Here is a 23400-nt window from a genome sequence, read left to right as displayed (position 1 = left end):
AGCGTTCACCAGCCGGTACCGGGCGCGCTCGGCCGGTCACCGGTCGGGTTCGGGATCCCGTAGCCAGTTGATGAGTTCCGAGGAGAAAGCGACCGGGTCCTCCTCGTGCGGGAAGTGCCCGAGGCCGTCGAACAGCCGCCACCGGTAAGGGGCTTCGACGTACTCGCCGGACCCGGCCGCGCTGCGGGTGCGCATCACGGGGTCGAGCGAGCCGTGCAGATGGAGCGTCGGCACCCGCACCGGCCGCTTCATCCGGCGGTTGAACTGGATGCCGTCCGGGCGGGCCAGGGAGCGCACCATCCAGCGGTACGGCTCGACCGCGCAGTGCGCCGCGGAGGGGATGCACATGGCGCGGCGGTACGTCTGCAGTGCCTCGTCCTCGGGCGGGCGCGGCCCGGACCACTCCTGGATCAGCTCCGCCACGAGCGCCCCGTCGTCGGCGGTGAGCTGCCGCTCCGGGATCCAGGGCCGCTGGAACCCCCAGATGTGTGAACCGGCGCGGCTCTGCTTGACGTCCCTCAGCATGGCCGAGCGCCAGCGCCGCGGGTGCGGCATGGACGCGACCGCCAGGCGCCGCACCAGCTTGGGGCGCATCGCGGCCGCCGTCCACGCGAGGTATCCGCCCAGGTCGTGGCCGACCAGCGCGGCGTCGGACTCGCCCAGGGAGCGGATGACGCCGGTGACGTCGAGCGCGAGGTTGGCGGGGTCGTAGCCGCGCGGTGTGCGGTCGCTGCCGCCGACGCCCCTGAGGTCCATGGCGACGGCCCGGAAACCCGCGTCGGCGAGTGCCACCAGCTGGTGCCGCCAGGTCCACCAGAACTGCGGGAAGCCGTGCAGCAGCAGCACCAGCGGCCCGTCGCCCAGCTCGGCGATGTGGAAGCGGGCGCCGTTGGCGGCGACGTCGCGGTGGCTCCAGGGTCCGTCCAGGAGGACGGCCGAGGCCGGTTGAGCAGGGGGCGGGGCGGGGTCCGTCATGACGATGAGCGTGCCACAGCCTCGATGGCCTCGGGGACCCGGTCCTGCGCGAGCTCCGGACGCGGGTGCGGCTTGGCCTTCTGCAGCACGACCGCGGTCTCCTTCATCGACGCGGCGACCTTCTGCGGGCCCTTGCTCTTCTTGGCCTTCTTCGCGAAGGTCACGCCGATCAGCGCGAGTACCGCGGCGACCAACACGTTCGCCGCGAACGACAGCAGGAAGCAGACCGCGAGGTTCCAGTCGCTCCAGGTGCGGATGCCGTACGCCAGCGCGAAGTTCAGCATCGGCAGGGAGAAGATCAGCACCGCGCCGGCCGCCGAGAAGGCGCCGCCGCTGGTCGCGCCGCGCTTCACGTCCTGCTTGAGCTGCGCCTTCGCCAGCGCGATCTCGTCGTGCACCAGCGCCGACATTTCCGCCGTCGCCGAGGCGAACAGCTGGCCGATGCTGCGTTCGGCGCCGACCGGGCTGCCGTCGGGTGCGCTCATCGCGGTCTCCCTCTTCTGCTTACGGTCCGTTTTCCGCGTCTTGTTCCAGACCCGCCGCAGTCGTCCGACTGGGTACGGCCTGACTGCGTACGGTCCCGTCTTTTGTACCGTCTCGTCAGATCATGCCGGACGGTGGTGGTCCTCGCCTGCCCCGCCCGGTACTTCGGCAAGCCCGTGGCGCGCCGCTGCCTTCTCCTGGGCGATCCTGCGGTGCTCGGCGGCCTTGCGGTCGTAGACGGCGGCGAGCCGCAGGTGGTACGCCGGGTCGTCCTCCTCGTACACGTCCGGGATGCCGTCGGCGTCCTCGTCGCGCTCCTCGTCCTCCCACATCCGTCGGTACCTGGCGTTGCGGATCTTCAGCAGGACGGTCGCGAATGTCGCGGCGATGAGTGAGCCCAGCAGGACGGCGGCCTTCACCTCGTTCGTCATCGTCTGGTCGCCCTCGAAGGCGAGTTCGCCGATGAGCAGTGACACGGTGAAGCCGATGCCGGCGAGGGTGGCCACCGCGAACACATCCGCCCAGGCGAGGTCGTCGCTGAGCGAGGCCCGGGTGAAACGGACTGTCAGCCACGTCCCGCCGAAGATGCCGAGCGCCTTGCCGACGACCAGCCCGAGGACCACACCGAGGGTCTCCGGCTTCGTGAACACGTCGGCGAGCGCTCCGCCGGACACCGCAACACCCGCACTGAACAGCGCGAACAGCGGCACCGCGAGCCCCGCCGACAGGGGCCGTACGAGGTGCTCGATGTGCTCGCCGGGGGAGCGGTCCTCGCCCTCGTGCCGGTGGCAGCGCAGCATCAGGCCCATGGCGACACCGGCGACGGTGGCGTGGATGCCGCTGTTGTACATCAGCGCCCACACGACGAGGCCCAGCGGCACGTACACGTACCAGCCCCGCACGCCCGTGCGCAGCAGCAGCCAGAAGAGCACCAGGCCTGCGACGGCACCGCCGAGCGCGGCGAAGTTCAGGTCGGCGGTGAAGAACACCGCGATGATCAGGATCGCGCAGAGGTCGTCGACGACGGCGAGCGTGAGCAGGAAGGCCCGCAGCGCGCTCGGCAGGGAGGTGCCGATCACGGCGAGTACGGCGAGCGCGAACGCGATGTCGGTCGCGGTCGGCACGGCCCAGCCGTCCGGGGAGCCACCGCCGGTCACAGTGGTGAGGGTGTAGACGAGCGCCGGTACGGCCATGCCGCACAGCGCGGCGACGACCGGCAGCGCGGCGGCCTTCGGGTCGCGCAGGTCGCCCGCCACGAGTTCCCGCTTCAGCTCGATCCCGGCGACGAAGAAGAAGATCGCCAGCAGTCCGTCGGCGGCCCAGTGCGCGACGGACAGGTCGAGACCGAGGGCGGCGGGGCCCAGGTGGTAGTGGGAGACGCTCTCGTAGCTGTCGTGCAGCGCGGGAATGTTCGCCCAGAGCAGCGCGATGACGGCGGCGGCGAGCAGCAGCACCCCGCCGACGGTCTCCGTGCGCAGCGCGTCCGCCACGTACGTCCGCTCCGGCAGCGACAGTCGGCCGAAGGCCTTGCGGGGGCTGGTGGGGCGGGGCGCGGTCACGAGGGAGACCTCCGGTCGGTGGGCAGGACGGAACACATGCCGACCAGACTTCCCGGCGCACCCTGGAGCACTTGTTCTGCTCGGTTGACGGAGCAGTTGTTTTGCTTAGTTTAGGTAAACGTACGGCAGTGCGCATCCGGCGGTCTTCGCCGCCGGTGCGCCCTGACCGAGGGCACCCGGACGTGGGTGCCCTCCGTCAGCTCCGTCATGCCGAAGCCGTGCTCAGTCCTCGCTGGGCGCGGCGGGCAGCTTGGACTGGATGAGGTCCATGACGGTGGAGTCGGTCAGCGTGGTGACGTCACCCAGCTGGCGGTTCTCGGCGACGTCCCGCAGCAGTCGGCGCATGATCTTGCCGGAGCGGGTCTTGGGCAGCTCCGCCACCGGCAGGACCCGCTTGGGCTTGGCGATCGGGCCGAGGGTGTTGCCGACATGCGTGCGCAGCTCGGCGACCAGGTCCTCGGTCTCCGAGGCCGTACCGCGCAGGATCACGAACGCGACGATCGCCTGCCCGGTCGTCTCGTCCGCCGCGCCGACCACGGCCGCCTCGGCGACCGAGGGGTGGGAGACGAGCGCGGACTCCACCTCGGTGGTGGAGATGTTGTGGCCGGAGACGAGCATGACGTCGTCGACCCGGCCGAGCAGCCAGATGTCGCCGTCGTCGTCCTTCTTGGCGCCGTCACCCGCGAAGTACTTGCCCTCGAAGCGCGACCAGTACGTGTCGATGAACCGCTGGTCGTCGCCCCAGATGGTGCGCAGCATCGACGGCCACGGCTCGGTCAGCACCAGGTAGCCGCCACCGCCGTCGGGCACCTCGTTGGCCTCGTCGTCGACGACCGTCGCGGAGATGCCGGGCAGCGGCGTCTGCGCCGAGCCGGGCTTGGTCGCGGTCACGCCCGGCAGCGGGGTGATCATCATCGAGCCGGTCTCGGTCTGCCACCAGGTGTCGACGACCGGGGTGCGGTCGCCGCCGATGTTCTTGCGGTACCAGATCCACGCCTCGGGGTTGATCGGCTCGCCCACCGAGCCCAGCACGCGCAGGCTGGACAGGTCGAACTTGGCGGGGATGTCGTCGCCCCACTTCATGAACGTACGGATCGCGGTGGGCGCGGTGTAGAGGATCGTCACGCCGTACTTCTGGACGATCTCCCAGAAGCGGCCCTGGTGCGGGGTGTCGGGCGTGCCCTCGTACATGACCTGCGTCGCGCCGTTCGCCAGCGGGCCGTAGACGATGTACGAGTGGCCGGTGACCCAGCCGACGTCGGCCGTGCACCAGTAGACGTCGGTCTCCGGCTTGAGGTCGAAGACCGCGTGGTGGGTGTAGGCGGTCTGCGTGAGGTAGCCGCCGGAGGTGTGCAGGATGCCCTTGGGCTTACCGGTGGTGCCCGAGGTGTACAGGATGAACAGCGGGTGCTCGGCCTCGAAGGCCTGAGGGGTGTGCTCCGTGCTCTGCCGTCCCACCACGTCGTGCCACCAGACGTCGCGGCCCTCGGTGAAGGCGACCTCCTGGCCCGTGCGGCGTACGACCAGGACGTGCTCGACGATGCCGGCCTTCTCGACGGCCTCGTCCACGGCCGGCTTGAGCGCGGAGGGCTTGCCGCGCCGGTAACCGCCGTCGGAGGTGATGATCACGCGCGCGTCGGCGTCCTGGATGCGGGTGGCGAGTGCGTCCGAGGAGAAGCCGCCGAAGACGACGGAGTGGGCGGCGCCGATCCGGGCGCAGGCCAGCATCGCGATCGCCGTCTCGGGGATCATCGGCATGTAGACGGCGACCCGGTCGCCCGCCTGGACTCCCAGCTCCAGCAGGGCGTTGGCCGCCTTGGAGACCTCGTCCTTGAGCTCGGCGTAGGTGATCGCGCGGCTGTCGCCGGGCTCGCCCTCGAAGTGGATGGCGACCCGGTCGCCGTGCCCGGCCTCCACATGGCGGTCGACGCAGTTGTAGGCGACGTTGAGCTCGCCGTCCTTGAACCACTTGGCGAACGGCGGGTTCGACCAGTCGAGGGTCTCGGTGGGCTCCTTGGCCCAGGTCAGCCGGCGGGCCTGCTCGGCCCAGAAGCCGAGCCTGTCAGCCTTGGCCTGTTCATACGCCTCCGCGGTGACATTGGCGTTCGCGGCCAGGTCGGCGGGGGGTGCGAACCTGCGCTCTTCCTTGAGCAGGTTGGAGAGGGAAGGATTCTCGCTCACTGTCCCATCTCCTCGCTCAGCAGGTTGGCCAGGCTCTCGTTGCTCACGGCATCTGCCTTTCCCAGGGTGTCCGTTGTGTCCCAGGCCACAGCTCATCAGACCCGGGGGTGCGATGACAAGGGCCGACCGCCGATTGGTTTAGACCTGTCGAGCGGTGCTATCGGGGACCGGGGTCATCCGTACCCACGGACGCCGACCAGGGAAAGTTCACTGCGTGTGCCGCCGGTCATCCGGCTCGCAGTCCGGCGGGCCACAGGGTGTGCCCCGCTGTCGAATGGGGCACACCCTTGTGCGGTGCCGGGTGAGACGCACCGCACCCGGCGCTTGGCTCACGCCGTCAGGTCCGACTCCCGGACCCGGTCGAAGACGCCACCGGCGTCCGTCTCGGTGAGCAGGTACGCCTCCGCCTCGCCCACGTGGAAGTACATCCCGTGCAGCTCCAGGCAGCCCTCCTCGATGGCCCGGGCCACCGAGTCGTGGGCGCGCAGGTGTTCCAGCTGCTGGACCACGTTGGTCAGGCAGAGCTGTTCGACCGCGTCCTCGGGGGGACGCCCGGCCAGTCTGCCCCAGGGCAGATTGTCGTCGGCCATGCGCTCCAGGCTGGGCAGCCCGTGCCGCAGCCACCGCTTCAACGGGCTCCGGGCGCCTCCGGGCTCGGAGTTGAGCAGCGCCTGCATGGCGCCGCAACCCGAGTGCCCGCACACCGTGATGGACCGCACCTGGAGCACGTCCACGGCGTACTCGATCGCCGCCGCCACCGAGTCGTCACCGCTCTCCTCGCCCGGGCGCGGGACAAGGTTGCCCACGTTGCGCACGACGAACAGATCGCCCGGACCACTGGAGGTGATCATCGATGTGACCAGCCGGGAGTCGGCGCAGGTCAGGAACAGTTGCGAAGGCCGCTGTCCCTCTCTCGCGAGCCGCGCCAGCTCGCTGCGCACCAGGGGTGCGGTGTTGCGCTGGAACGCGCTGATGCCACGCGCCAGTTCGTGCCCGCTGCCTCCGCCGGTGCCCGTCGGGTCCGGGTCGGAGCGGTCCGGCCCTTCCGCGTTCTTCTCGGCAGGGGGTACGGACCGGGGGCCCTCGCACTGGTGGTTGCGCCAGGGCGTCCAGGGCCGGCAGCGGCAGTCGCCGGAGACCTGGGGCTCGGAGATACGGGTGCCGGGATGGCGGCCGGTGATCTCGACGGTGCCGCCCTGCGCGGTGTGCGTCTTCTGCCAGTCCTGCAACGTCTCGTACGCCGCGTGATCCATGAACGACCCGTCCAGCTCGACGACGGTGTCGGCACCGTGGGGCACGAGATGCAGGGCCCGGCTGAGCCGTGGCACCGCGAGGAACGTCAACTGCCCGCGGACGTGTACGTGATGGACTCCTTCCCTCTTTTCGTGCGTGATGCGGGTGCGGGTGAGGCGGTGCAGGGCGACGCCGACGGCCGTGGCGATGCCGAGCGCCACGCCCTCCAGGACGCCGAGGGAGACCACGCCGAGGGTCGTGACGGCGTAGACCCACACTTCGCGGTGGCGGGTCACCGTGCGGATGTGGTTCAGGGACACCATCTGGATGCCGACGGCCATCACCAGGGCGGCGAGCGAGGCGAGCGGGATGAACTCCAGGATCGGGACCATCAGCAGCGTGGCGATCACTACGAGAACGCCGTGCAGCATCGTGGAGTTCCGGCTGACCGCACCCGCGTGCACATTCGCCGAACTCCGCACGGCCACACCGGCGATGGGCAGTCCGCCGAGCGAGCCGGAGACGATGTTGGCGGCTCCCTGCCCGAGCAGTTCGCGGTCGAGGTTCGAGCGCCCGACGCGGGGCGACAGACCGGGACGGCCGGCCACCAGCTTGTCCACGGCGACCGCGCCGAGCAGCGACTGCACGCTGCACACCAGCGTGGTGGTGAGTACGGCGGCGACCAGGCCGAGCACGGGGCCCTCGGGCAGCCCGGCCAGGGCGTGGTTGCTCCAGGACGGCAGGTCGACCTTGGGCAGGCGGAGCCCGGCGAGAGCGGCGGCCGCGGTGGCTCCGGCGACGGCGACGAGCGCGGCCGGGACCTTGCGCAGCAGGCGTCCGGCCCGGCCGGGCAGTCGCGGCCAGAGCAGCAGCAGCGCCAGGGTCAGCACGCTCACCGACACCGCCGCGGCGCCCATGTGCGCCAGCTGGGCGGGCAGGGCACGGAGGTTGGCCGGGACAGAACTCTGCGGTGTGCCGCCGAGCACGATGTGCAGCTGGGCGACGGCGATGGTGACGCCGATCCCTGCGAGCATGCCGTGCACGATCGCGGGGCTGACGGCGAGGGCGCCACGGGCCACCCGCAGGCAGCCCAGGCCCAGCTGGGCGAGGCCTGCGAGGACGGTGATGGCGCAGGTCGTCCGCCAGCCGTACCGCTGGATGAGGTCGGCGGTGACGACGGTGAGTCCGGCGGCCGGTCCGCTCACCTGGAGCGGGGAGCCGCCCAGCCGCCCGGCGACCAGCCCGCCCACGGCGGCGGCGACGAGGCCGGCCTGGAGGGGGGCGCCGGTGGCCAGGGCGATGCCCAGGGACAGGGGCAGTGCGATCAGGAAGACCGCGATGGAGGCCGACACGTCGGCACCCGCGATCCGGAATCGGCGGGGCCCGGCCGGCGGCGGACTGTGGGGCGGATGCGTGCGCTCGGTTCGGTTCGGGTCTGTGGCACGTGTGGGGACGCAGGCTGACATGGTTTTCCCGTCTCCTCCGGGGCTGCGCGGTCGCGTAACTGGGGGTCCCGCTCGTGGCGGGGTATCGGTCGCGGCGGTCACGGCGTAAATCGGCGGGATGAATCAACGCTCGGTAAACGGATCGTAATGCAGAGTAAAGGGCGGGCATAGACTTTACGGGCAAATGGGCGAATAAATCACCCCGAAGGGTGAAGTGGCCATTTGATCGGCTTGTCCTACTAATTCCTTCTCGGTCTCGTGCGAATTTGGCGTGTCCGCACCCGAGAGAAGGAAGAAGGTGGGCGGAACATGGCCGCAACCCAAAGGATCGCCGCGGGTTCCGTGATCGCCGCGGTCTGCGCCGCATCGCTCGCCGGCTGCGCGACCGACAGCCCCCGGCAGGAGACCCCCGACCCGCAGAAGGCGACGCCCGCACAGGCGCCGAAGAGCGCGGTCCGGCTGATCGGAGACGGCTCCACCGCTTACACCGGGGCCCAGCCGCACCTGCCCCGCCCCGAACGCCTGCGGCCCGGCCAGAGGCCCCCGCAGTTCGTCGTCTTCTCCTGGGACGGCGCGGGCGAGGACAGCCAGAAGCTGTTCTCGCACTTCCGCAAGGTCGCGAGGAAGAACAAGGCGACCATGACGTACTTCCTGAGCGGCGTGTACATGCTGCCGGAGGACAAGCGCGACCGGTACCGGCCGCCGCAGCACTCCCCGGGCCGCTCCGACATCGGCTTCAACGACCGCCGCGGCATCGCCGCCACCGCGAAGCAGCTGCGCCTGGCGTGGCTGGAGGGCAACGAGATCGGCACCCACTTCAACGGCCACTTCTGCGGCAGCGGCGGCGGCGTCGGCGAATGGTCGGTGCAGGACTGGAAGGACGAGATCTCCCAGGCCAAGCAGTTCGTGAAGACCTGGAAGACCAACGCCGGCCTGAAAGGCGCGTCCCCGCTGCCCTTCGACTACGACAAGGAGCTCATCGGCGCCCGCACACCCTGTCTCGAGGGCCAGCGCAACTTCATGAGGGCGGCCCGCGACATGGGCTTCCGCTACGACACCAGCGGAGTGAACGACCAGGTCTGGCCGAAGAAGAAGATGGGCCTGTGGGACGTCTCCATGCAGCTCGTGCCGTTCCCCGGCCACTCCTTCGAGCAGCTCACCATGGACTACAACTTCATGGTCAACCAGTCGGGCACCACCACCCAGGGCAACCCCGCCAAGTTCGACTTCTGGGGCGACCAGATGCGGGACGGCCTGCTCAGGGGCTTCCAACGAGCCTACGAGGGCAACCGCGCGCCCCTGATCATCGGCAACCACTTCGAGTCATGGAACGGCGGCACCTACATGCGGGCCGTCGAGGAGGTCATCGAGACGGTGTGCACCAAGGAGGAGGTGCGCTGCGTCTCGTTCCGGCAGCTCGTGGACTGGCTCGACGCCCAGGACCCGAAGACGCTGGAGAAGCTGCGCACCCTGCCGGTCGGCCAGGCGCCCAAGGCGGGCTGGGCGTCCTTCCTGTCGGACGGGCCCGCCCCCGCACCCAAGGGTGTGCCCGGGGCTCCGGCGGCCGGGAGGTAGCTCTTCGGGCTGACGTCGGGTGGCGCACGTGCGCGTGAAGAAGGCCACTCCCTCGTGGGGCGGGGCCTCTGGGTGCGTAGGGTCGTACTCATGAGTACAGCAGGCGCGACCGCCGATCCCCTCGCGGCCCTGGGGGCGCTGCCCGGAGTGGCCGATTCCGTGGAGTCCGTGCGCAAGGCCGTGGACCGGGTCTACGGACACCGGGTCATGCGGCGGCGCAGCAACGCGATCACCTCCGAGGCCGCGCTGCGCGGCGCCCGCGGCTCGGCCGCGCTGTCCGGCGCGGACTGGGCCTTGGAGGAGGTGCGCCGGCGCACGGACTTCAGCGGTGACGACGAGGCCCGCACCGTGGGTGCCGCCCTGCGGCTCACCGCGGAGGCGGGCCAGCTGCTGTCGATCTGGCGGCAGTCACCCCTGCGGGTGCTGGCCCGGCTGCACCTGGTGGCTGCCGCGGACAAGGGCGACCAGGTGGGACGGCCCCGCAAGGAGGGCGAACAGGTCGACGAGCCGCTCGTCGGGCTGCCGCTGCCGAGCGCCACCGAAACGCACGGCAGGCTGGACGGACTGGCCGGGCTGATCATCGCGGGCGGCTCCGCTCCGGCGCTGGTGACGGCCGCCGTCGTGCACGGCGAGCTCCTCGCGCTGCGTCCCTTCACGTCCCACAACGGCCTGGTCGCGCGCACGGCCGAGCGCATCGTCCTGATCGGCAGCGGGCTGGACCCGAAGTCGGTCTGCGCCGCCGAGGTCGGCCACGCCGAACTGGGACGTGACGCGTACCTGGAGGCCCTCGCCGGGTACGTCTCCGGCACCCCGGAGGGCGTCGCCGCCTGGATCGCCCACTGCGGCAGGGCGGTCGAACTGGGGGCGCGCGAGTCGATGGCGGTGTGCGAGGCGCTGCAGCGCGGAGCGGCCTGACATCACCGGGCCACATAAATGCGGCGGTACGAGTTCTCGTACCGCCGCTGGCATGAGCATCGGGTTACCAAGCGTCCTCGATATATGCCCATCAGGTCGGGGGCTTTGCCCGTCCCCTGGTGTGGCTGGCCCGTATTCGACGGGTCGACGTCGCGTGGGTGCCCGGTGTTCATGCTCGGTCCGTGGGGCCAAATGCGTTAAAAGGTGATCCTCTCGGATGTCCTTGGTCTCGCGGGCCGTTGAATCCTTTGTACTACTGCCCTGCAGTAAGCGGAAGTCCAGGACCTACTTCTTTACTTTAGGGTTCACGCAGGAACGGCGATCGCCACAGGTCACGCGACCGTCGCCCGGCGCCGGTTCGCATACCAGACGAGTCCCGCGGTGGCCGCCGCGGCGCCTATGGCGGCGACCGCGACGAGCGCCGGGCGCGGCGGTACGGAGAACGCGGGGATGCGCTGCTTGAGCCGGACCGGGCGGTGGAAGTCCAGGATCGGCCACCCGCGCGCCAAGGCCTCGCGGCGCAGTGCCCTGTCCGGGTTCACGGCGTGCGGGTTGCCCACGGACTCCAGCATCGGCACATCGGTCGCCGAGTCGCTGTAGGCGTAGCAGCGGCTGAGGTCGTAGCCCTCGGACTCGGCGAGCTCCCTGACGGCCTCCGCCTTGGTCGGGCCGTACGCGTAGTACTCCACCTCGCCGGTGAAGCAGCCGTCGTCACCCACGACCATGCGGGTGGCGACCACGCGGTCCGCTCCCAGCAGCTCGCCGATCGGCTCGACCACCTCCGCGCCCGACGTGGACACGATCACCACGTCGCGGCCGGCGGTGTGGTGCTCCTCGATGAGGGAGGCGGCCTCGTCGTAGATGATCGGGTCGATCAGGTCGTGCAGCGTCTCGGCGACGATCTCCTTGACCTGCTGCACGTTCCAGCCGCGGCACAGGGCGGACAGATATGCGCGCATGCGCTCCATCTGGTCGTGGTCTGCGCCGCCGGCGAGGAAGACGAACTGGGCATATGCGGTACGCAAGACGGCCCTGCGGTTGATCAGACCGCCTTGGTAGAACGACTTGCTGAACGTGAGCGTGCTCGACTTCGCAATGACCGTCTTGTCCAGGTCAAAGAAGGCGGCTGTGCGGGGCAACGAGTGGTTTTCCACGCCCCAGAGCATAGGGGCAGCCCATTCGGCGTAAGGTGGGGCGCGTGGGTTTGCCTGAGAAGGCTCTCGGGTACACCATGGAAGTCACGGATCGTTCGCGACCGTGCTAACCCGGCCCGACTCCTCCCCCCCCGAGTCGGCCGTGGGGACGACCCCCGCTCTCCCCCCCGGCGGGGGTCGTCGCATGTCCGGGTGGGTTTTTTCCCTCTTCGCGCAGCCTGACAACTGCTCTGATGCGGCTCTCGCTGCAGCTTTGTCATGAGCATGCCTTGCTACGGTGTGTAGCCGTCAGGCTGCTCTGTGAGGGTCACGCACATGGCCTGAGCGGCTCACCGGTATGGGTGATGGCGATATTCACAACTCCCGGCACGTCCACAGTTATCCACCAAGATCCACACGATTTCCGGGATCGCTGCACCGTGATTCCAACGCGTCCCGCTCGCGGCGAGTTCATGGCCGGTTCCGAGTACCCGGGGGCGTTTGGCCGGTTTCTGTCGGCCGTTCACAGGGAGGCCGCTTGTCGGTTCTTCCCACGTATGGGAATCGCGGGGCCGCAGGGGCCGCGCGAGTCGTGCAGCGAAGGGGGATGGAAACCGTGGCCGGAACCGTCACACACGATCCGCCACCGGCCGCCGGAGGGCGGCAGGGCGGACCGCTGATCGTCACCGAGGACACCGAACTCCTCGACGATCTGCTGCGCCTGTGCGCGGCAGCCGGCGCCACACCCGAGGTGCACCACGGGGTGCCGGAGCGCAGAGGCAGCTGGGAGGCCGCACCCCTCGTCCTCGTCGGCGACGACGCCGCGCGGCGGGTACGCGGGGCCGCGCGCAGAAGGGGCGTCGTCCTCGTCGGCCGGGACCAGGACGACTCCGGGGTGTGGCGGCGGGCCGTCGAGATCGGCGCGGAGCACGTCCTGATGCTGCCCGACGGCGAGCAGTGGCTGGTCGACCGGATCGCCGACGTGGCCGAGGGCGTCGGCCGGCCCGCCCTCACCGTCGGTGTCATCGGAGGCCGGGGCGGGGCCGGAGCGTCCACGCTCGCGTGCGCCCTCGCCGTCACCTCCGCGCGGGAGGGACTGCGCACCCTCCTCGTGGACGCCGATCCGCTGGGCGGCGGACTCGACGTACTCCTCGGCGGTGAGACGGCCGAGGGGCTGCGCTGGCCCGCCTTCGCGTCCTCGCGCGGACGGGTCGGCGGCGGAGCCCTGGAGGAGTCGCTGCCCGAGCTGCACGCGCTGCGCGTGCTCAGCTGGGACCGCGGCGACCGGATCGCGGTCCCGCCGCAGGCCGTGCGCGCGGTGCTCGCGGCGGCCCGACGCCGGGGCGGCACCGTCGTGGTCGACCTGCCGCGCCGGATCGACGACGGCGTCGCCGAGGTCCTCTCCCAGCTGGATGTGGGCGTGCTGGTGGTGCCCGCGGAGCTGCGGGCCGTCGCGGCCGCGGGGCGGGTCGCCTCGGCGGTCGGCATGGTTCTCCGGGACCTGCGCGTGGCGGTCCGCGGGCCGTACTCGCCGGGGCTCGACGACCGCGAGGTGGCCCGGCTGCTCGGACTGCCCCTGGTCGGCGAGGTGCCGGTCGAGCCCGGGCTGTCGCGCCCGGACGAGGGCACGGCACCCCCCGGCGCCGCCCCGCGGGGACCCCTGGCCCGGTTCTGCAAGGAATTCTGGGAGCGCGCGCTCGTCGAGGCGGGTACGGCATGAGCACCCTGGCCGGACTCGAGGGCGCGGCGCTGCTCGACGGGGTGCGGCGGTGGCTGGCCGAGAGCGGGGCCGAGCCGACCCCCGCGCGCGTCGCGCAGGCCCTGCGTGAGCAAGGGCGGGTCCTCGGGGACACCGAAGTGCTGGGAGCCGCAGCACATTTACGGTCCGAGCTGGTCGGCAGCGGTCCACTCGAGCCGCTCCTCGCCGATCCGTCGGTGACGGACGTGCTGGTGTCGGCCCCGGACCGGATCTGGGTGGACCGGGGAGGAGGACTGGAGCTGACGCAGGTGCGGTTCGCGGACGCCGCGGCCGTGCGACGGCTCGCCCAGCGTCTCGCCGCCGTGGCCGGACGCCGCCTGGACGACGCCAGGCCCTGGGTCGACGCCCGGCTGCCCGACGGGACGCGGCTGCACGCGGTGCTCCCGCCGGTGGCCGTGGGGTGCGCCTGCCTGTCGCTGCGGGTCGTGAGGCCGCGTGCCTTCACCCTCGGCGAGCTGGTCGCGGCGGGCACGGTACCGCCGGGCGGGGACCGCGTCTTGCGCGCCCTGCTCGACGCCCGGCTGTCCTTCCTCGTCAGCGGCGGCACCGGCACCGGCAAGACCACGCTGCTCAGTGCCCTGCTGGGGCTGGTGGGGCCGGGCGAGCGGATCGTCCTCGCCGAGGACTCGGCGGAACTGCGGCCCGACCACCCGCACGTCGTGCGACTGGAGACCAGACCCGCCAACCAGGAGGGCGCCGGTCTCGTCACCCTGGAGGACCTGGTGCGCCAGGCGCTGCGGATGCGGCCCGACCGGCTGGTCGTGGGCGAGGTGCGCGGGCCCGAAGTGGTGCACCTGCTGGCCGCGTTGAACACCGGCCACGAGGGCGGCTGCGGAACCGTGCACGCCAACGCCGCCGCCGATGTACCGGCCCGGCTGGAGGCGCTCGGCACGGCCGCCGGGCTCGATCGGGCCGCGCTGCACAGCCAGTTGGCGGCCGCCCTTTCCGTGGTGCTGCACCTGGTGCGCGACCGGGCCGGGCGGCGGCGGATCGCCGAGGTGCACGTGCTGGAGCGGGACGCGTCCGGTCTCGTGCGGACGGTGCCGGCGCTGCGGTGGGGAGCGGAGGCGTTCGTGCGCGAACGCGGATGGGAGCGGCTGAGGAGTCTGCTGCGGGGCGGGACGAGTGGGATCGAGCGGGGTGCGGACGACGGAGGAGAGTCATGACGGGGGCGCCTGAGATGACAGTGGGTGCGGCCGTGACGTGCATGGGGGCGGCTGTCTGGCTGCTGGCCGAGCGCGATGGGACGGCACGGCGGGCGCGGTTGCTGCTCGCGGAGGGCGGCCACGCCGGGAGGGAATCGCCCGGGTGGCGGCGCACAGCCGGTGAGCTGCGGCGCGTCCGTGGGCGGCTGCGGGCCGAGTGGTGGTCGGCGGTGGCCGGGCTGGTGCTGGCGGTGCTCGCGGCGTCGGTGCTGCCGATCGTCCTGGGGGTGGCCGGGGTGCCGTTGCTGCGGCGGGCCCGGCTGGCCGGCCGGGCGCGGCGGGACCGGGAGCGCCGGACCGACGCGGTGATCGCGTTGTGCGGGGCGCTCGGCGGCGAGGTGCGGGCGGGACGCCAGCCGGGTGAGGCGCTGCTGCGGGCCGCCCGGGACTGCGGCGGACTCGCGGACGCGCAGTCCACGGTGCTGGCCGCGGCGCGGTTCGGCGGTGACGTGCCGGACACGCTCGCCACGGCGGCACGGCAACCGGGCGCCGAGGGCCTGCGCGGACTCGCGGCGTGTTGGCGGGTGGCCGTGGACCAGGGCGCGGGACTCGCGGCCGGACTCGACAGGCTCGCCGCTGCCCTGCGCGCCGAACGCGATCAACAGTGTGACCTCGGAGCCCAGTTGGCGGGAGCCCGGGCCACGGCGGTGATGCTCGCCGGGTTGCCGGCTCTGGGTCTTCTCATCGGGACCGCCCTCGGCGCCGATCCCCTGCACGTCCTGTTGCACACCGGGGCGGGTCTGGGCTGTCTGGCGGCCGGCGGGGTGCTGGAGGGCCTGGGGCTGTGGTGGGTCCGGCGGATCGTGCGGGGCGCGGAGGCGGCGGCATGAGCGGGGACGTCGTCCACAGGCTGGGGGCGGCCGTGGGGATCGTGCTGGCCGCCGGATGGCTGGCGCGCCGGCTGGTACGGGCGCGGCGCCGTCGGAGGATGCGCCGGCGGCTGGCGGAGCTGTCGGGGGTACGGGAAGCGGCTGTTCCCGTCCTGCGGCCGGCCTGGCGTGGGGCCGCACGGACGTGGTCGGCTCCGGTGGGCGTGGCGTGCGCCGGGTGGGTGCTGATCGGAGGCCCGGTCGGGGCCGCCGTGGGCCTGGCCGGGGCGGTGGGGGTGTGGCGGTGGCGATCGAGCCAGGAGACGGCCGACGCGGACCCGGGCGCCCCCGACCTCGCAGAGGCGGCGCGGCAACTGCCCCTCGCCGCCGACCTGCTGGCGGCCTGCATCGCGGCGGGTGCCGGTCCGGTGATCGCGGCACAGGCGGTGGGGGAGGCCCTGGGCGGCCCTGTCGGCGATGCCCTCGCCCGGGGCGCGGCGGAGGTGCGGCTGGGTGGCGAACCGGCCTCGGCCTGGCGGCGGTTGGGTGCCGTGCCGGGCGCCGAAGGGCTGGCCCGGCTGCTCGAACGGGCCGATGTGTCCGGGCTGCCCGCGGCGGTGCCGGTCGCGCGGCTCGCCGCTGAGGCCCGGGCCGACTGGGGCCGCGCCGCCACGGCCAGGGCCCGTCGAGCGGGCGTGATGGTCAGCGCACCGGTCGGGCTGTGCTTCCTGCCCGCGTTCATCGCGGTCGGTGTGCTGCCCGTGGTGATCGGACTCGCGGGCGGGGTGCTCGGAGGGGGTGGTGGGTGACGCGGCGACGTGCCCGGAGCAAGTCAGCGACAAGCAGTGGTGGTTGGGACTCCTTCCTACGGAGGTTGAGATGTATCAGGCGGTACGGGCACGGCTGTGTGCCCTGGTGTGTGGGATGCGTGCGGCGCGGCGGGACGCGGGGATGGTCACCTCCGAGTACGCGATGGGAATCGTCGCGGCGGTGGCGTTCGCCGTGGTGCTCTACAAGGTCGTCACGAGCGGCCCGGTCAGCGCGGAACTGCAGAACATCGTGAAGGACGCCCTCAGTGCGCGGATGTGAACGCGGGGCGGACCGGGGGTTCGTCACGGCGGAGTCGGCCGTGGTGCTGCCGGTGCTGGTGATGTTCGCGATGGCGCTGGTGTGGGGGCTGCTGGTCGTGGCCGCGCAGATCCAGTGCGTGGACGCGGCGCGGACGGGCGCGCGTGCGGCGGCCCGCCAGGACCCGCCCGGCGCGGTCGTGAAGCTGACCCGCGAGGCGGCGCCGCCCGGCGCGCAGGTGACGGTCAGCCGGGACGCGGAGCACGTCCGGGTGACGGTCGTGGCCGAGCCGCCGGTGTTGCGGGGCCTGTCCTTCGCCGTGCGCGAGGAGGCCGTGGCGTCGGTGGAGGAGGCGGTGGGCACGTGAGAGGGCGCCGAGCGGTGGTGGAGTCGGACAAGGGCTCCGCCACCGTCTGGAGCGTCGGGGCGATCGCCGTCCTGTGCGTGGTGTTCGGTGTCGTTCTCGCGCTCGGGCAGGCCGTCGTCGTCCGGCATCGTGCGGCGGGTGGTGCCGATCTCGCGGCGCTCGCCGCGGCGGACCACTGGGCCGACGGCGACGCGGCGGCCTGCGCCCGGGCCGGCCGGGTCGCCACGGCGCAGGGCGTGCGGCTCGTGCGGTGCGAGGTCGCCGGGGAGATCTCGGACGTGACGGCGGCTTCGGGCCGCGGACCGTTCACGGTGGAGGTCAGGGCGCGGGCGGGGCCTCCGGCGGCTCCGCTGGATCTCCCGGCGGCTGCCCGGGTGCCTCGTCCGCGGACTCCTTCTCCTCCGGCGCTCCCTCCAGCAACACCGTGAGGAGCCGCACCGCCCCCCTCTTGTGCAGCGGGTCGTTGCCGTTGCCGCACTTGGGGGACTGGATGCAGGAGGGGCAGCCGGCGTCGCACTCGCAGGAGGCGATGGCCTGGCGGGTGGCGGTCAGCCAGGTGCGGGCGGTGTGGAAGGCGCGCTCCGCGAAGCCCGCACCACCCGGATGGCCGTCGTAGACGAAGACCGTCGGCAGGAGCGTGTCGGGGTGCAGCGGGATCGAGACGCCGCCGATGTCCCAGCGGTCACAGGTCGCGAAGAGGGGCAGCAGGCCGATCGACGCGTGCTCGGCGGCGTGCAGGGAGCCGCCGAGGATCTCCGGGTTGATCCGGGCGCGGTCCAGCTGGTCCTCGGTGACGGTCCACCACACCGCGCGGGTGCGCAGCGTACGAGGAGGGAGGTCGAGTTTCGTCTCGCCCAGGACTTCACCCGTCATGAGCCGGCGACGCAGGAAGGAGACGACCTGGTTGGTTACCTCGACGGAGCCGTAGCAGAGGCGGCCGTCGCCCCAGGGGATCTCCACGTCCGTCTCCAGGACGGAGATGGACGTGGTGTCGCGGGCGACCGTCGAGTACGGCGGGGCGGCCTCCTCGACGAGGGCGACGGAGTCCTCCAGGTCCAGCGATCGCACCAGGTACGTGCGGCCCTGGTGGAGGTGCACCGCCCCCTCGTGCACCGTCGAGTGCGCGGCGCCGGCGTCGACCGTGCCGAGCAGCCGGCCCGTGCCGGTCTCGACGACCTGGACCGGGCGCCCGCCCTCACCGCGGATGTCCGTCAGGTCGGCGGCGCGCTCGCGGCGGGTCCAGTGCCAGGCCCTGGTCCGGCGGCGCAGCAGCTTCGCGGCCTCCAACTGGGGCAGCAGGCCCTCGCTCGCCGGGCCGAACAGGTCGAGGTCCTCGTCCGTCAGGGGCAGCTCCGCCGCGGCCGCGCACAGGTGCGGGGCCAGCACGTAGGGGTTGTCGGGGTCGAGGACGGTCGATTCGACGGGCTGGTCGAACAGGGCCTCGGGGTGATGGACGAGGAAGGTGTCCAGCGGATCGTCGCGGGCGACCAGGACGGCAAGGGCCCCCTGCCCGGACCGTCCGGCCCGGCCCGCCTGCTGCCAGAGGGAGGCCCGCGTGCCCGGGTAGCCGGCGATGACGACCGCGTCGAGGCCGGAGATGTCGATGCCGAGTTCGAGGGCGTTCGTCGCGGCGAGGCCCAGGAGTTCACCCGAATGGAGGGCTTGTTCGAGAGCACGGCGCTCTTCCGGGAGATAGCCGCCCCGGTACGCCGCGACACGCCGGGCCAGTGACCGGTCGACCTCGGCCAGGCGCTCCTGGGAGATGACCGAGATCAGCTCGGCGCCGCGCCGCGAGCGGATGAAGGCGACCGAGCGCACGCCCTGCACGGTGAGGTCGGTCAGCAGGTCGGCGGCCTCGGCGGTGGCCGTGCGGCGGACGGGGGCGCCCTTCTCGCCGTGCAGCTCGGTCAGTGGCGGTTCCCAGAGGGCGAACACCAGTTCACCGCGTGGGGAGGCGTCGTCGGCCACCTCCAGCACCGGCAGGCCGGTGAGGCGGCGGGCTGCGACCGAGGGTTCCGCGGCCGTCGCCGAGGCCAGCAGGAACACGGGCGACGCGCCGTAGCGGGCACACAGGCGGCGCAGCCGGCGCAGCACCTGGGCGACGTGTGAGCCGAAGACACCGCGGTAGGTGTGGCATTCGTCGATGACGACGTACTTCAGGGACTTGAGGAAGGAGGACCAGCGGGGGTGGGAGGGCAGGATGCCCCGATGCAGCATGTCCGGGTTGGTCAGGACGTAGTTGGCGTACTGGCGGATCCACTCGCGTTCCTCGAACGGAGTATCGCCGTCGTACACGGCTGGGCGTACCGAATGGCCCAGAGGGTGTGAAAGTTCCTTCACCGACCGGCACTGATCCGCCGCGAGCGCCTTGGTCGGAGCCAGGTAGAGGGCGGTGGCGCCCCGGCCGTTCGGAGCCTCCGCGCCCTCCAGAAGGGTGGACAGGACCGGCACGAGGTAGGCCAGGGACTTGCCGGAGGCCGTGCCGGTGGCGACGACGACCGAGTCGCCGTCCAGGGCGTGCTCGGCCGCCTGTGCCTGGTGGGCCCAGGGATGCTCGATGCCCGCGGCTCGCACGGCCGCCACGACCTCCGCGCGGATCCGGTCGGGCCAGACGGCATGCCGACCCTCACGTGGGGGCAAGTGCTCCGTATGAGTAATGCGCGAAGCCCTGCTCGGACCGGACGCGAGCCGGTCCAGGACCGCGCCCGGCGCGGGCCGGGAGGCGGGGTCCGTCGGGGTTCGATCGGATCGGTGATTCTTGGCCATCGGCACCGAGTGTGTCACTGGAGTGACGGACAATGGAGCCAAGGCGTCGTGCACGCCTGCCGGTAAGTGATTGAATGCCATCGCGGCTGGCGAAGCGTCCAGGGGCTGAAGCCGAATGCCCCTAGGGCGACCGCTCGATAGCAAGGTGCTGGAGGATCCGTGGACCTGTCCCTGTCGACCGAAACCATGGGCGATCGCACGATCGTCAGGGTCGGTGGCGAAATCGACGTATATACCGCGCCCAAGTTGCGCGAGCAGTTGGTCGAGCTGGTGAACGACGGCAGTTTCCACCTTGTCGTCGACATGGAGGGCGTGGACTTCCTCGACTCCACCGGGCTCGGCGTACTGGTCGGCGGCCTGAAGCGTGTGCGGGCCCATGAGGGCTCCCTGCGCCTGGTCTGCAACCAGGAGCGCATTCTGAAGATCTTCCGTATCACCGGTCTCACCAAGGTGTTCCCGATTCACACCTCGGTCGAGGAAGCGGTTGCGGCCACCGACTGACGCCGGTCCCGGGCCGTGTGCCCGGGTCGGCCGATGGTCGAAAGAAGACCGAGGGGGCCCGGGCTTCGGCGGCCCGGCGCCTCTCGACAGCACGCCCGAAGTTGCGAGGGGGATGCATGGCCACCGTTGAGCTCCGCTTCAGCGCGCTGCCCGAGCACGTCAGGACCGCCCGGCTGGTGGCGGCAGCGGTGGCGCGCAGGGCCGGAGTGGACGAGGCCGTCCTCGACGAGGTCAGGCTCGCCGTCGGCGAGGCGTGCAGCCGGGCTGTCGGGCTGCACCAGATCGGCGGGATCTCGGCACCGGTGAAGGTGCTGCTGATCGAGGAGGAGAAGCAGTTCTCCATCGAGGTCGGCGACGAGGCCCCGCACGCGGTGGCCGGCGAGCGCGCTCCCGGCGCGGGACCCGGCGATCCCGACGGTGAGGCCGACGAGGACGAGATGGGCCTCGCGGTCATCAGCGGGCTCGTCGACGACGTCGAGGTCAGTGCGGGCGAGCACGGCGGGCTGATCAAGATGACCTGGCCGACCACGCCGCCGCCGACGATTCTGGTCTGACCCCGCCACCGCGCACCACCCGTTCTTCCGAAGGGCCCCACCCGTGGGGCCCTTCGTCATGTGCGGGTGTCAGTGCTCGCCTTTACAGTAGTTCCTGTGCCGTTCATCGCGTGAATTCGTTCACGATCATTCGCGCGCCCTCCGGCAGCCTCAGAATGCTTTCAGGGCATTACCTCAGAAGGCCAATTCCGTTTATCGCGCTCTGTTTTGATCAGGTTCCGGTACCTACAATCCCGTCCACATCTTGAGCTCAGCCCAAGCGTCAAGGAGGACGAATGGCGGGGCTTTCCCTCTCACAACAGTCGGGCCATCCCACCGACCTCGCAGCCGCCGTACTGACCGATGGCAACCGCGTTCTCATCGTGGTCATCGCGGTCGTCGCACTGGCGGCGCTGGCGGTCGCGGGCGTCCTGGTGCGCCAGGTACTCGCGGCCGGCGAGGGCACCGACAGCATGAAGAAGATCGCGGCGGCGGTCCAGGAAGGCGCGAACGCCTATCTGGCGCGTCAGCTGCGCACGCTCGGCGTATTCGCCGTGGTCGTGTTCTTCCTGCTCATGCTGCTGCCCGCGGACGACTGGAGTCAGCGTGCCGGACGTTCGGTGTTCTTTCTGATCGGAGCGGCGTTCTCGGCGGCCACCGGCTATATCGGCATGTGGCTCGCCGTACGCAGCAATGTGCGTGTCGCCGCGGCGGCGCGTGAAGCCACTCCGGCCCAAGGCGAGCCGGAAAAGGATCTGACCGCCGTCTCGCACAAGGCGATGAAGATCGCCTTTCGCACGGGTGGCGTGGTCGGCATGTTCACGGTGGGCCTCGGCCTGCTCGGCGCCTCCTGCGTGGTGCTGGTGTACGCGGCCGACGCGCCCAAGGTGCTCGAGGGCTTCGGCCTCGGGGCCGCACTGATCGCGATGTTCATGCGTGTCGGCGGCGGCATCTTCACCAAGGCCGCCGACGTCGGCGCCGACCTGGTCGGCAAGGTCGAACAGGGCATTCCGGAGGACGATCCGCGCAATGCCGCGACCATCGCCGACAACGTGGGCGACAACGTCGGCGACTGCGCGGGCATGGCGGCCGACCTCTTCGAGTCGTACGCCGTGACCCTGGTCGCCGCGTTGATCCTCGGCTCGGCGGCCTTCGGGGACGCGGGGCTCGGCTTCCCGCTGCTCGTGCCCGCGATCGGTGTGATCACCGCCATGATCGGCATCTTCGCGGTGGCGCCCCGGCGCGCCGACCGCAGCGGTATGAGCGCCATCAACCGCGGGTTCTTCATCTCCGCGGTGATCTCGCTGGTGCTGGTGGCGGTGGCCGTCTTCGTCTACCTGCCGGGGAAGTACTCCGAGCTCGACGGCGTCACCGACACCGCGATCCTGGGCAAGGACGGCGACCCGCGCGTCCTCGCGCTGATCGCGGTGGCCATCGGCATCGTGCTCGCCGCCCTGATCCAGCAACTGACCGGCTACTTCACCGAGACCACGCGCCGGCCTGTGCGGGACATCGGCAAGAGCTCGCTCACCGGCCCGGCCACCGTCGTCCTCGCCGGTATCTCCGTCGGTCTCGAATCCGCCGTCTACACCGCCCTGTTGATCGGACTCGGTGTGTACGGGGCGTTCCTCCTCGGCGGCACGTCGATCATGCTGGCGCTGTTCGCGGTGGCGCTGGCCGGCACCGGCCTGCTCACCACGGTCGGTGTGATCGTCGCGATGGACACCTTCGGGCCGGTCTCCGACAACGCGCAGGGCATCGCGGAGATGTCCGGCGACGTCGAGGGCGCGGGCGCGCAGGTGCTCACCAACCTGGACGCGGTCGGCAACACCACCAAGGCGATCACCAAGGGCATCGCGATCGCCACGGCCGTACTCGCGGCGGCGGCGCTGTTCGGTTCGTACCGCGACGCGATCATCACCGGCGCGCGGGACGTGGGCGAGAAACTCAGCGGGGAAGGCGCCCCGATGAGCCTGATGATGGACATCTCGCAGCCCAACAACCTCGTGGGCCTCATCGCCGGCGCGGCGGTCGTCTTCCTCTTCTCGGGGCTGGCGATCAACGCCGTGTCGCGCTCGGCGGGTTCCGTGGTCTACGAGGTGCGCCGGCAGTTCCGTGAGAAGCCCGGGATCATGGACTACAGCGAGAAACCGGAGTACGGCAAAGTCGTCGACATCTGCACCAAGGACGCCCTGCGCGAGCTCGCCACGCCCGGTCTGCTGGCCGTGATGGCGCCCATCTTCATCGGGTTCACGCTCGGCGTCGGCGCGCTCGGTGCGTTCCTGGCGGGCGCGATCGGCGCGGGCACGCTGATGGCGGTGTTCCTCGCCAACTCCGGTGGCGCCTGGGACAACGCCAAGAAGCTCGTCGAGGACGGCCACCACGGCGGCAAGGGCGGCGAGGCCCATGCGGCGACCGTGATCGGGGACACGGTCGGCGACCCCTTCAAGGACACCGCGGGCCCCGCGATCAACCCGCTGCTGAAGGTCATGAACCTGGTGTCGCTGCTCATCGCGCCCGCGGTGATCAAGTTCTCCTACGGCCCGGACCGGAGCATCGGGGTGCGGATCCTGATCGCCGTCCTCGCGTTCCTCGTGATCGCCGGGGCGGTCTACGTCTCAAAGCGGCGCGGAATCGCCATGGGTGACGAAGACAACGCCGGGTCGCAGCCCAAGTCGGCCGATCCGGCGGTGGTTTCGTAGGGAGGTTTCTCCGGCCCCGGCTCAAGGTGCGGGCGGGCGGCACGCGTTGGCGTGCTGTCCGCCCGCGCTGTGTGGGTACACGCTCACGCGTGAGCCTTCTCTCGCTTGGTGCAAAAGGTTACAAAACGGTCTTAATAGACGTCTGGCGTGCGGTTGCCGTGCATCTGGCGTGTATGTTCCGGGGCCGAGAG

The 23400-nt window shown here is 71.4% G+C and carries 19 protein-coding genes; 12 read left to right on the top strand and 7 right to left on the bottom strand.

What is annotated here, in order from left to right; genetic code table 11:
• Positions 1–36: 36 nt before the first annotated feature.
• The 5 genes from ACFY5B_RS33605 to ACFY5B_RS33585 form a co-directional block, all read right to left on the bottom strand.
• Positions 37–975, bottom strand: a complete 939-nt coding sequence (locus ACFY5B_RS33605) for an alpha/beta hydrolase (protein ID WP_361873292.1) — start codon at positions 973–975, stop codon at positions 37–39.
• On the bottom strand, positions 972–1460 hold the full coding sequence (locus tag ACFY5B_RS33600) for a phage holin family protein (protein ID WP_389977043.1): 489 nt from the start codon (positions 1458–1460) through the stop codon (positions 972–974). The genes ACFY5B_RS33605 and ACFY5B_RS33600 overlap by 4 nt, the downstream gene beginning before the upstream one ends.
• A 120-nt stretch (positions 1461–1580) precedes the next feature.
• Positions 1581–3017 carry a Na+/H+ antiporter NhaA gene (gene nhaA / locus ACFY5B_RS33595; protein ID WP_389977040.1) on the bottom strand — a complete coding sequence of 479 codons (1437 nt, stop codon included), beginning with the start codon at positions 3015–3017 and terminating at the stop codon, positions 1581–1583.
• A gap of 222 nt (positions 3018–3239) precedes the next feature.
• Positions 3240–5198, bottom strand: a complete 1959-nt coding sequence (gene acs / locus ACFY5B_RS33590) for an acetate--CoA ligase (RefSeq protein WP_389977037.1) — start codon at positions 5196–5198, stop codon at positions 3240–3242.
• Positions 5199–5527: 329 nt separating this feature from the next.
• Positions 5528–7897 (bottom strand): bifunctional SulP family inorganic anion transporter/carbonic anhydrase, encoded by a 2370-nt coding sequence (locus ACFY5B_RS33585; protein ID WP_389977034.1) that lies wholly within the window; start codon positions 7895–7897, stop codon positions 5528–5530.
• Positions 7898–8185: 288 nt separating this feature from the next.
• On the opposite strand from ACFY5B_RS33585, the gene ACFY5B_RS33580 reads away from it, so the two are divergent.
• Positions 8186–9451 carry a hypothetical protein gene (locus ACFY5B_RS33580; RefSeq protein WP_389977031.1) on the top strand — a complete coding sequence of 422 codons (1266 nt, stop codon included), beginning with the start codon at positions 8186–8188 and terminating at the stop codon, positions 9449–9451.
• Positions 9452–9541: 90 nt separating this feature from the next.
• Positions 9542–10366, top strand: coding sequence for an oxidoreductase (locus ACFY5B_RS33575; RefSeq protein WP_389977028.1), 825 nt, complete (start codon positions 9542–9544; stop codon positions 10364–10366).
• 332 nt (positions 10367–10698) lie between these two features.
• On the opposite strand, the gene ACFY5B_RS33570 is transcribed toward ACFY5B_RS33575, so the two are convergent.
• On the bottom strand, positions 10699–11532 hold the full coding sequence (locus tag ACFY5B_RS33570) for an HAD family phosphatase (protein WP_053669683.1): 834 nt from the start codon (positions 11530–11532) through the stop codon (positions 10699–10701).
• A 574-nt stretch (positions 11533–12106) separates the two neighbouring features.
• Between ACFY5B_RS33570 and ssd the strand changes: the two genes are divergently transcribed.
• From ssd to ACFY5B_RS33535, 7 genes are all read left to right on the top strand, one after another.
• Positions 12107–13219: a septum site-determining protein Ssd gene (gene ssd / locus ACFY5B_RS33565; protein ID WP_389977025.1), complete on the top strand. Its 1113-nt coding sequence runs from the start codon at positions 12107–12109 to the stop codon at positions 13217–13219.
• Positions 13216–14424: a TadA family conjugal transfer-associated ATPase gene (locus ACFY5B_RS33560; protein WP_389977022.1), complete on the top strand. Its 1209-nt coding sequence runs from the start codon at positions 13216–13218 to the stop codon at positions 14422–14424. The genes ssd and ACFY5B_RS33560 overlap by 4 nt, the downstream gene beginning before the upstream one ends.
• A complete protein-coding gene (locus ACFY5B_RS33555; RefSeq protein WP_389977019.1) occupies positions 14421–15293 on the top strand; it encodes a type II secretion system F family protein in 873 nt (290 codons plus the stop codon). The genes ACFY5B_RS33560 and ACFY5B_RS33555 overlap by 4 nt, the downstream gene beginning before the upstream one ends.
• Complete coding sequence (locus ACFY5B_RS33550) at positions 15290–16081, top strand: type II secretion system F family protein (RefSeq protein WP_389977016.1); 792 nt, start codon at positions 15290–15292, stop codon at positions 16079–16081. Before ACFY5B_RS33555 ends, ACFY5B_RS33550 begins: the two co-directional genes overlap by 4 nt.
• A gap of 70 nt (positions 16082–16151) precedes the next feature.
• Positions 16152–16361 (top strand): DUF4244 domain-containing protein, encoded by a 210-nt coding sequence (locus tag ACFY5B_RS33545; protein WP_351627428.1) that lies wholly within the window; start codon positions 16152–16154, stop codon positions 16359–16361.
• Positions 16348–16707, top strand: coding sequence for a TadE family type IV pilus minor pilin (locus ACFY5B_RS33540; protein WP_389977013.1), 360 nt, complete (start codon positions 16348–16350; stop codon positions 16705–16707). The genes ACFY5B_RS33545 and ACFY5B_RS33540 overlap by 14 nt, the downstream gene beginning before the upstream one ends.
• Positions 16704–17135: an Rv3654c family TadE-like protein gene (locus tag ACFY5B_RS33535; RefSeq protein ID WP_389977010.1), complete on the top strand. Its 432-nt coding sequence runs from the start codon at positions 16704–16706 to the stop codon at positions 17133–17135. The genes ACFY5B_RS33540 and ACFY5B_RS33535 overlap by 4 nt, the downstream gene beginning before the upstream one ends.
• Here the strand turns inward: ACFY5B_RS33535 and ACFY5B_RS33530 are convergent.
• The gene (locus tag ACFY5B_RS33530) at positions 17026–19554 is read right to left on the bottom strand and encodes a DEAD/DEAH box helicase (RefSeq protein ID WP_389977007.1); all 2529 of its coding nucleotides are present in this window, start codon (positions 19552–19554) and stop codon (positions 17026–17028) included. The two genes, ACFY5B_RS33535 and ACFY5B_RS33530, sit on opposite strands and share 110 nt — an antisense overlap.
• A gap of 78 nt (positions 19555–19632) precedes the next feature.
• On the opposite strand from ACFY5B_RS33530, the gene bldG reads away from it, so the two are divergent.
• From bldG to ACFY5B_RS33515, 3 genes are all read left to right on the top strand, one after another.
• Complete coding sequence (bldG, locus tag ACFY5B_RS33525) at positions 19633–19974, top strand: anti-sigma factor antagonist BldG (RefSeq protein ID WP_003991900.1); 342 nt, start codon at positions 19633–19635, stop codon at positions 19972–19974.
• A gap of 116 nt (positions 19975–20090) precedes the next feature.
• Entirely contained in the window at positions 20091–20528 is a 438-nt protein-coding gene (locus tag ACFY5B_RS33520; protein WP_389977003.1) for an ATP-binding protein, read from the top strand.
• Positions 20529–20803: 275 nt separating this feature from the next.
• Positions 20804–23209 (top strand): sodium-translocating pyrophosphatase, encoded by a 2406-nt coding sequence (locus ACFY5B_RS33515; protein WP_389977001.1) that lies wholly within the window; start codon positions 20804–20806, stop codon positions 23207–23209.
• The last annotated feature ends 191 nt before the right edge of the window (positions 23210–23400 follow it).

It is taken from the genome of Streptomyces sp. NPDC013187 (genome assembly GCF_042899705.1).
GTDB classification, from domain to species: Bacteria; Actinomycetota; Actinomycetes; order Streptomycetales; family Streptomycetaceae; genus Streptomyces; species Streptomyces hawaiiensis_A.
The sequence above is the reverse complement of the archived record's forward strand: the minus strand, read 5'-3'. Positions and strand labels throughout refer to the sequence as shown.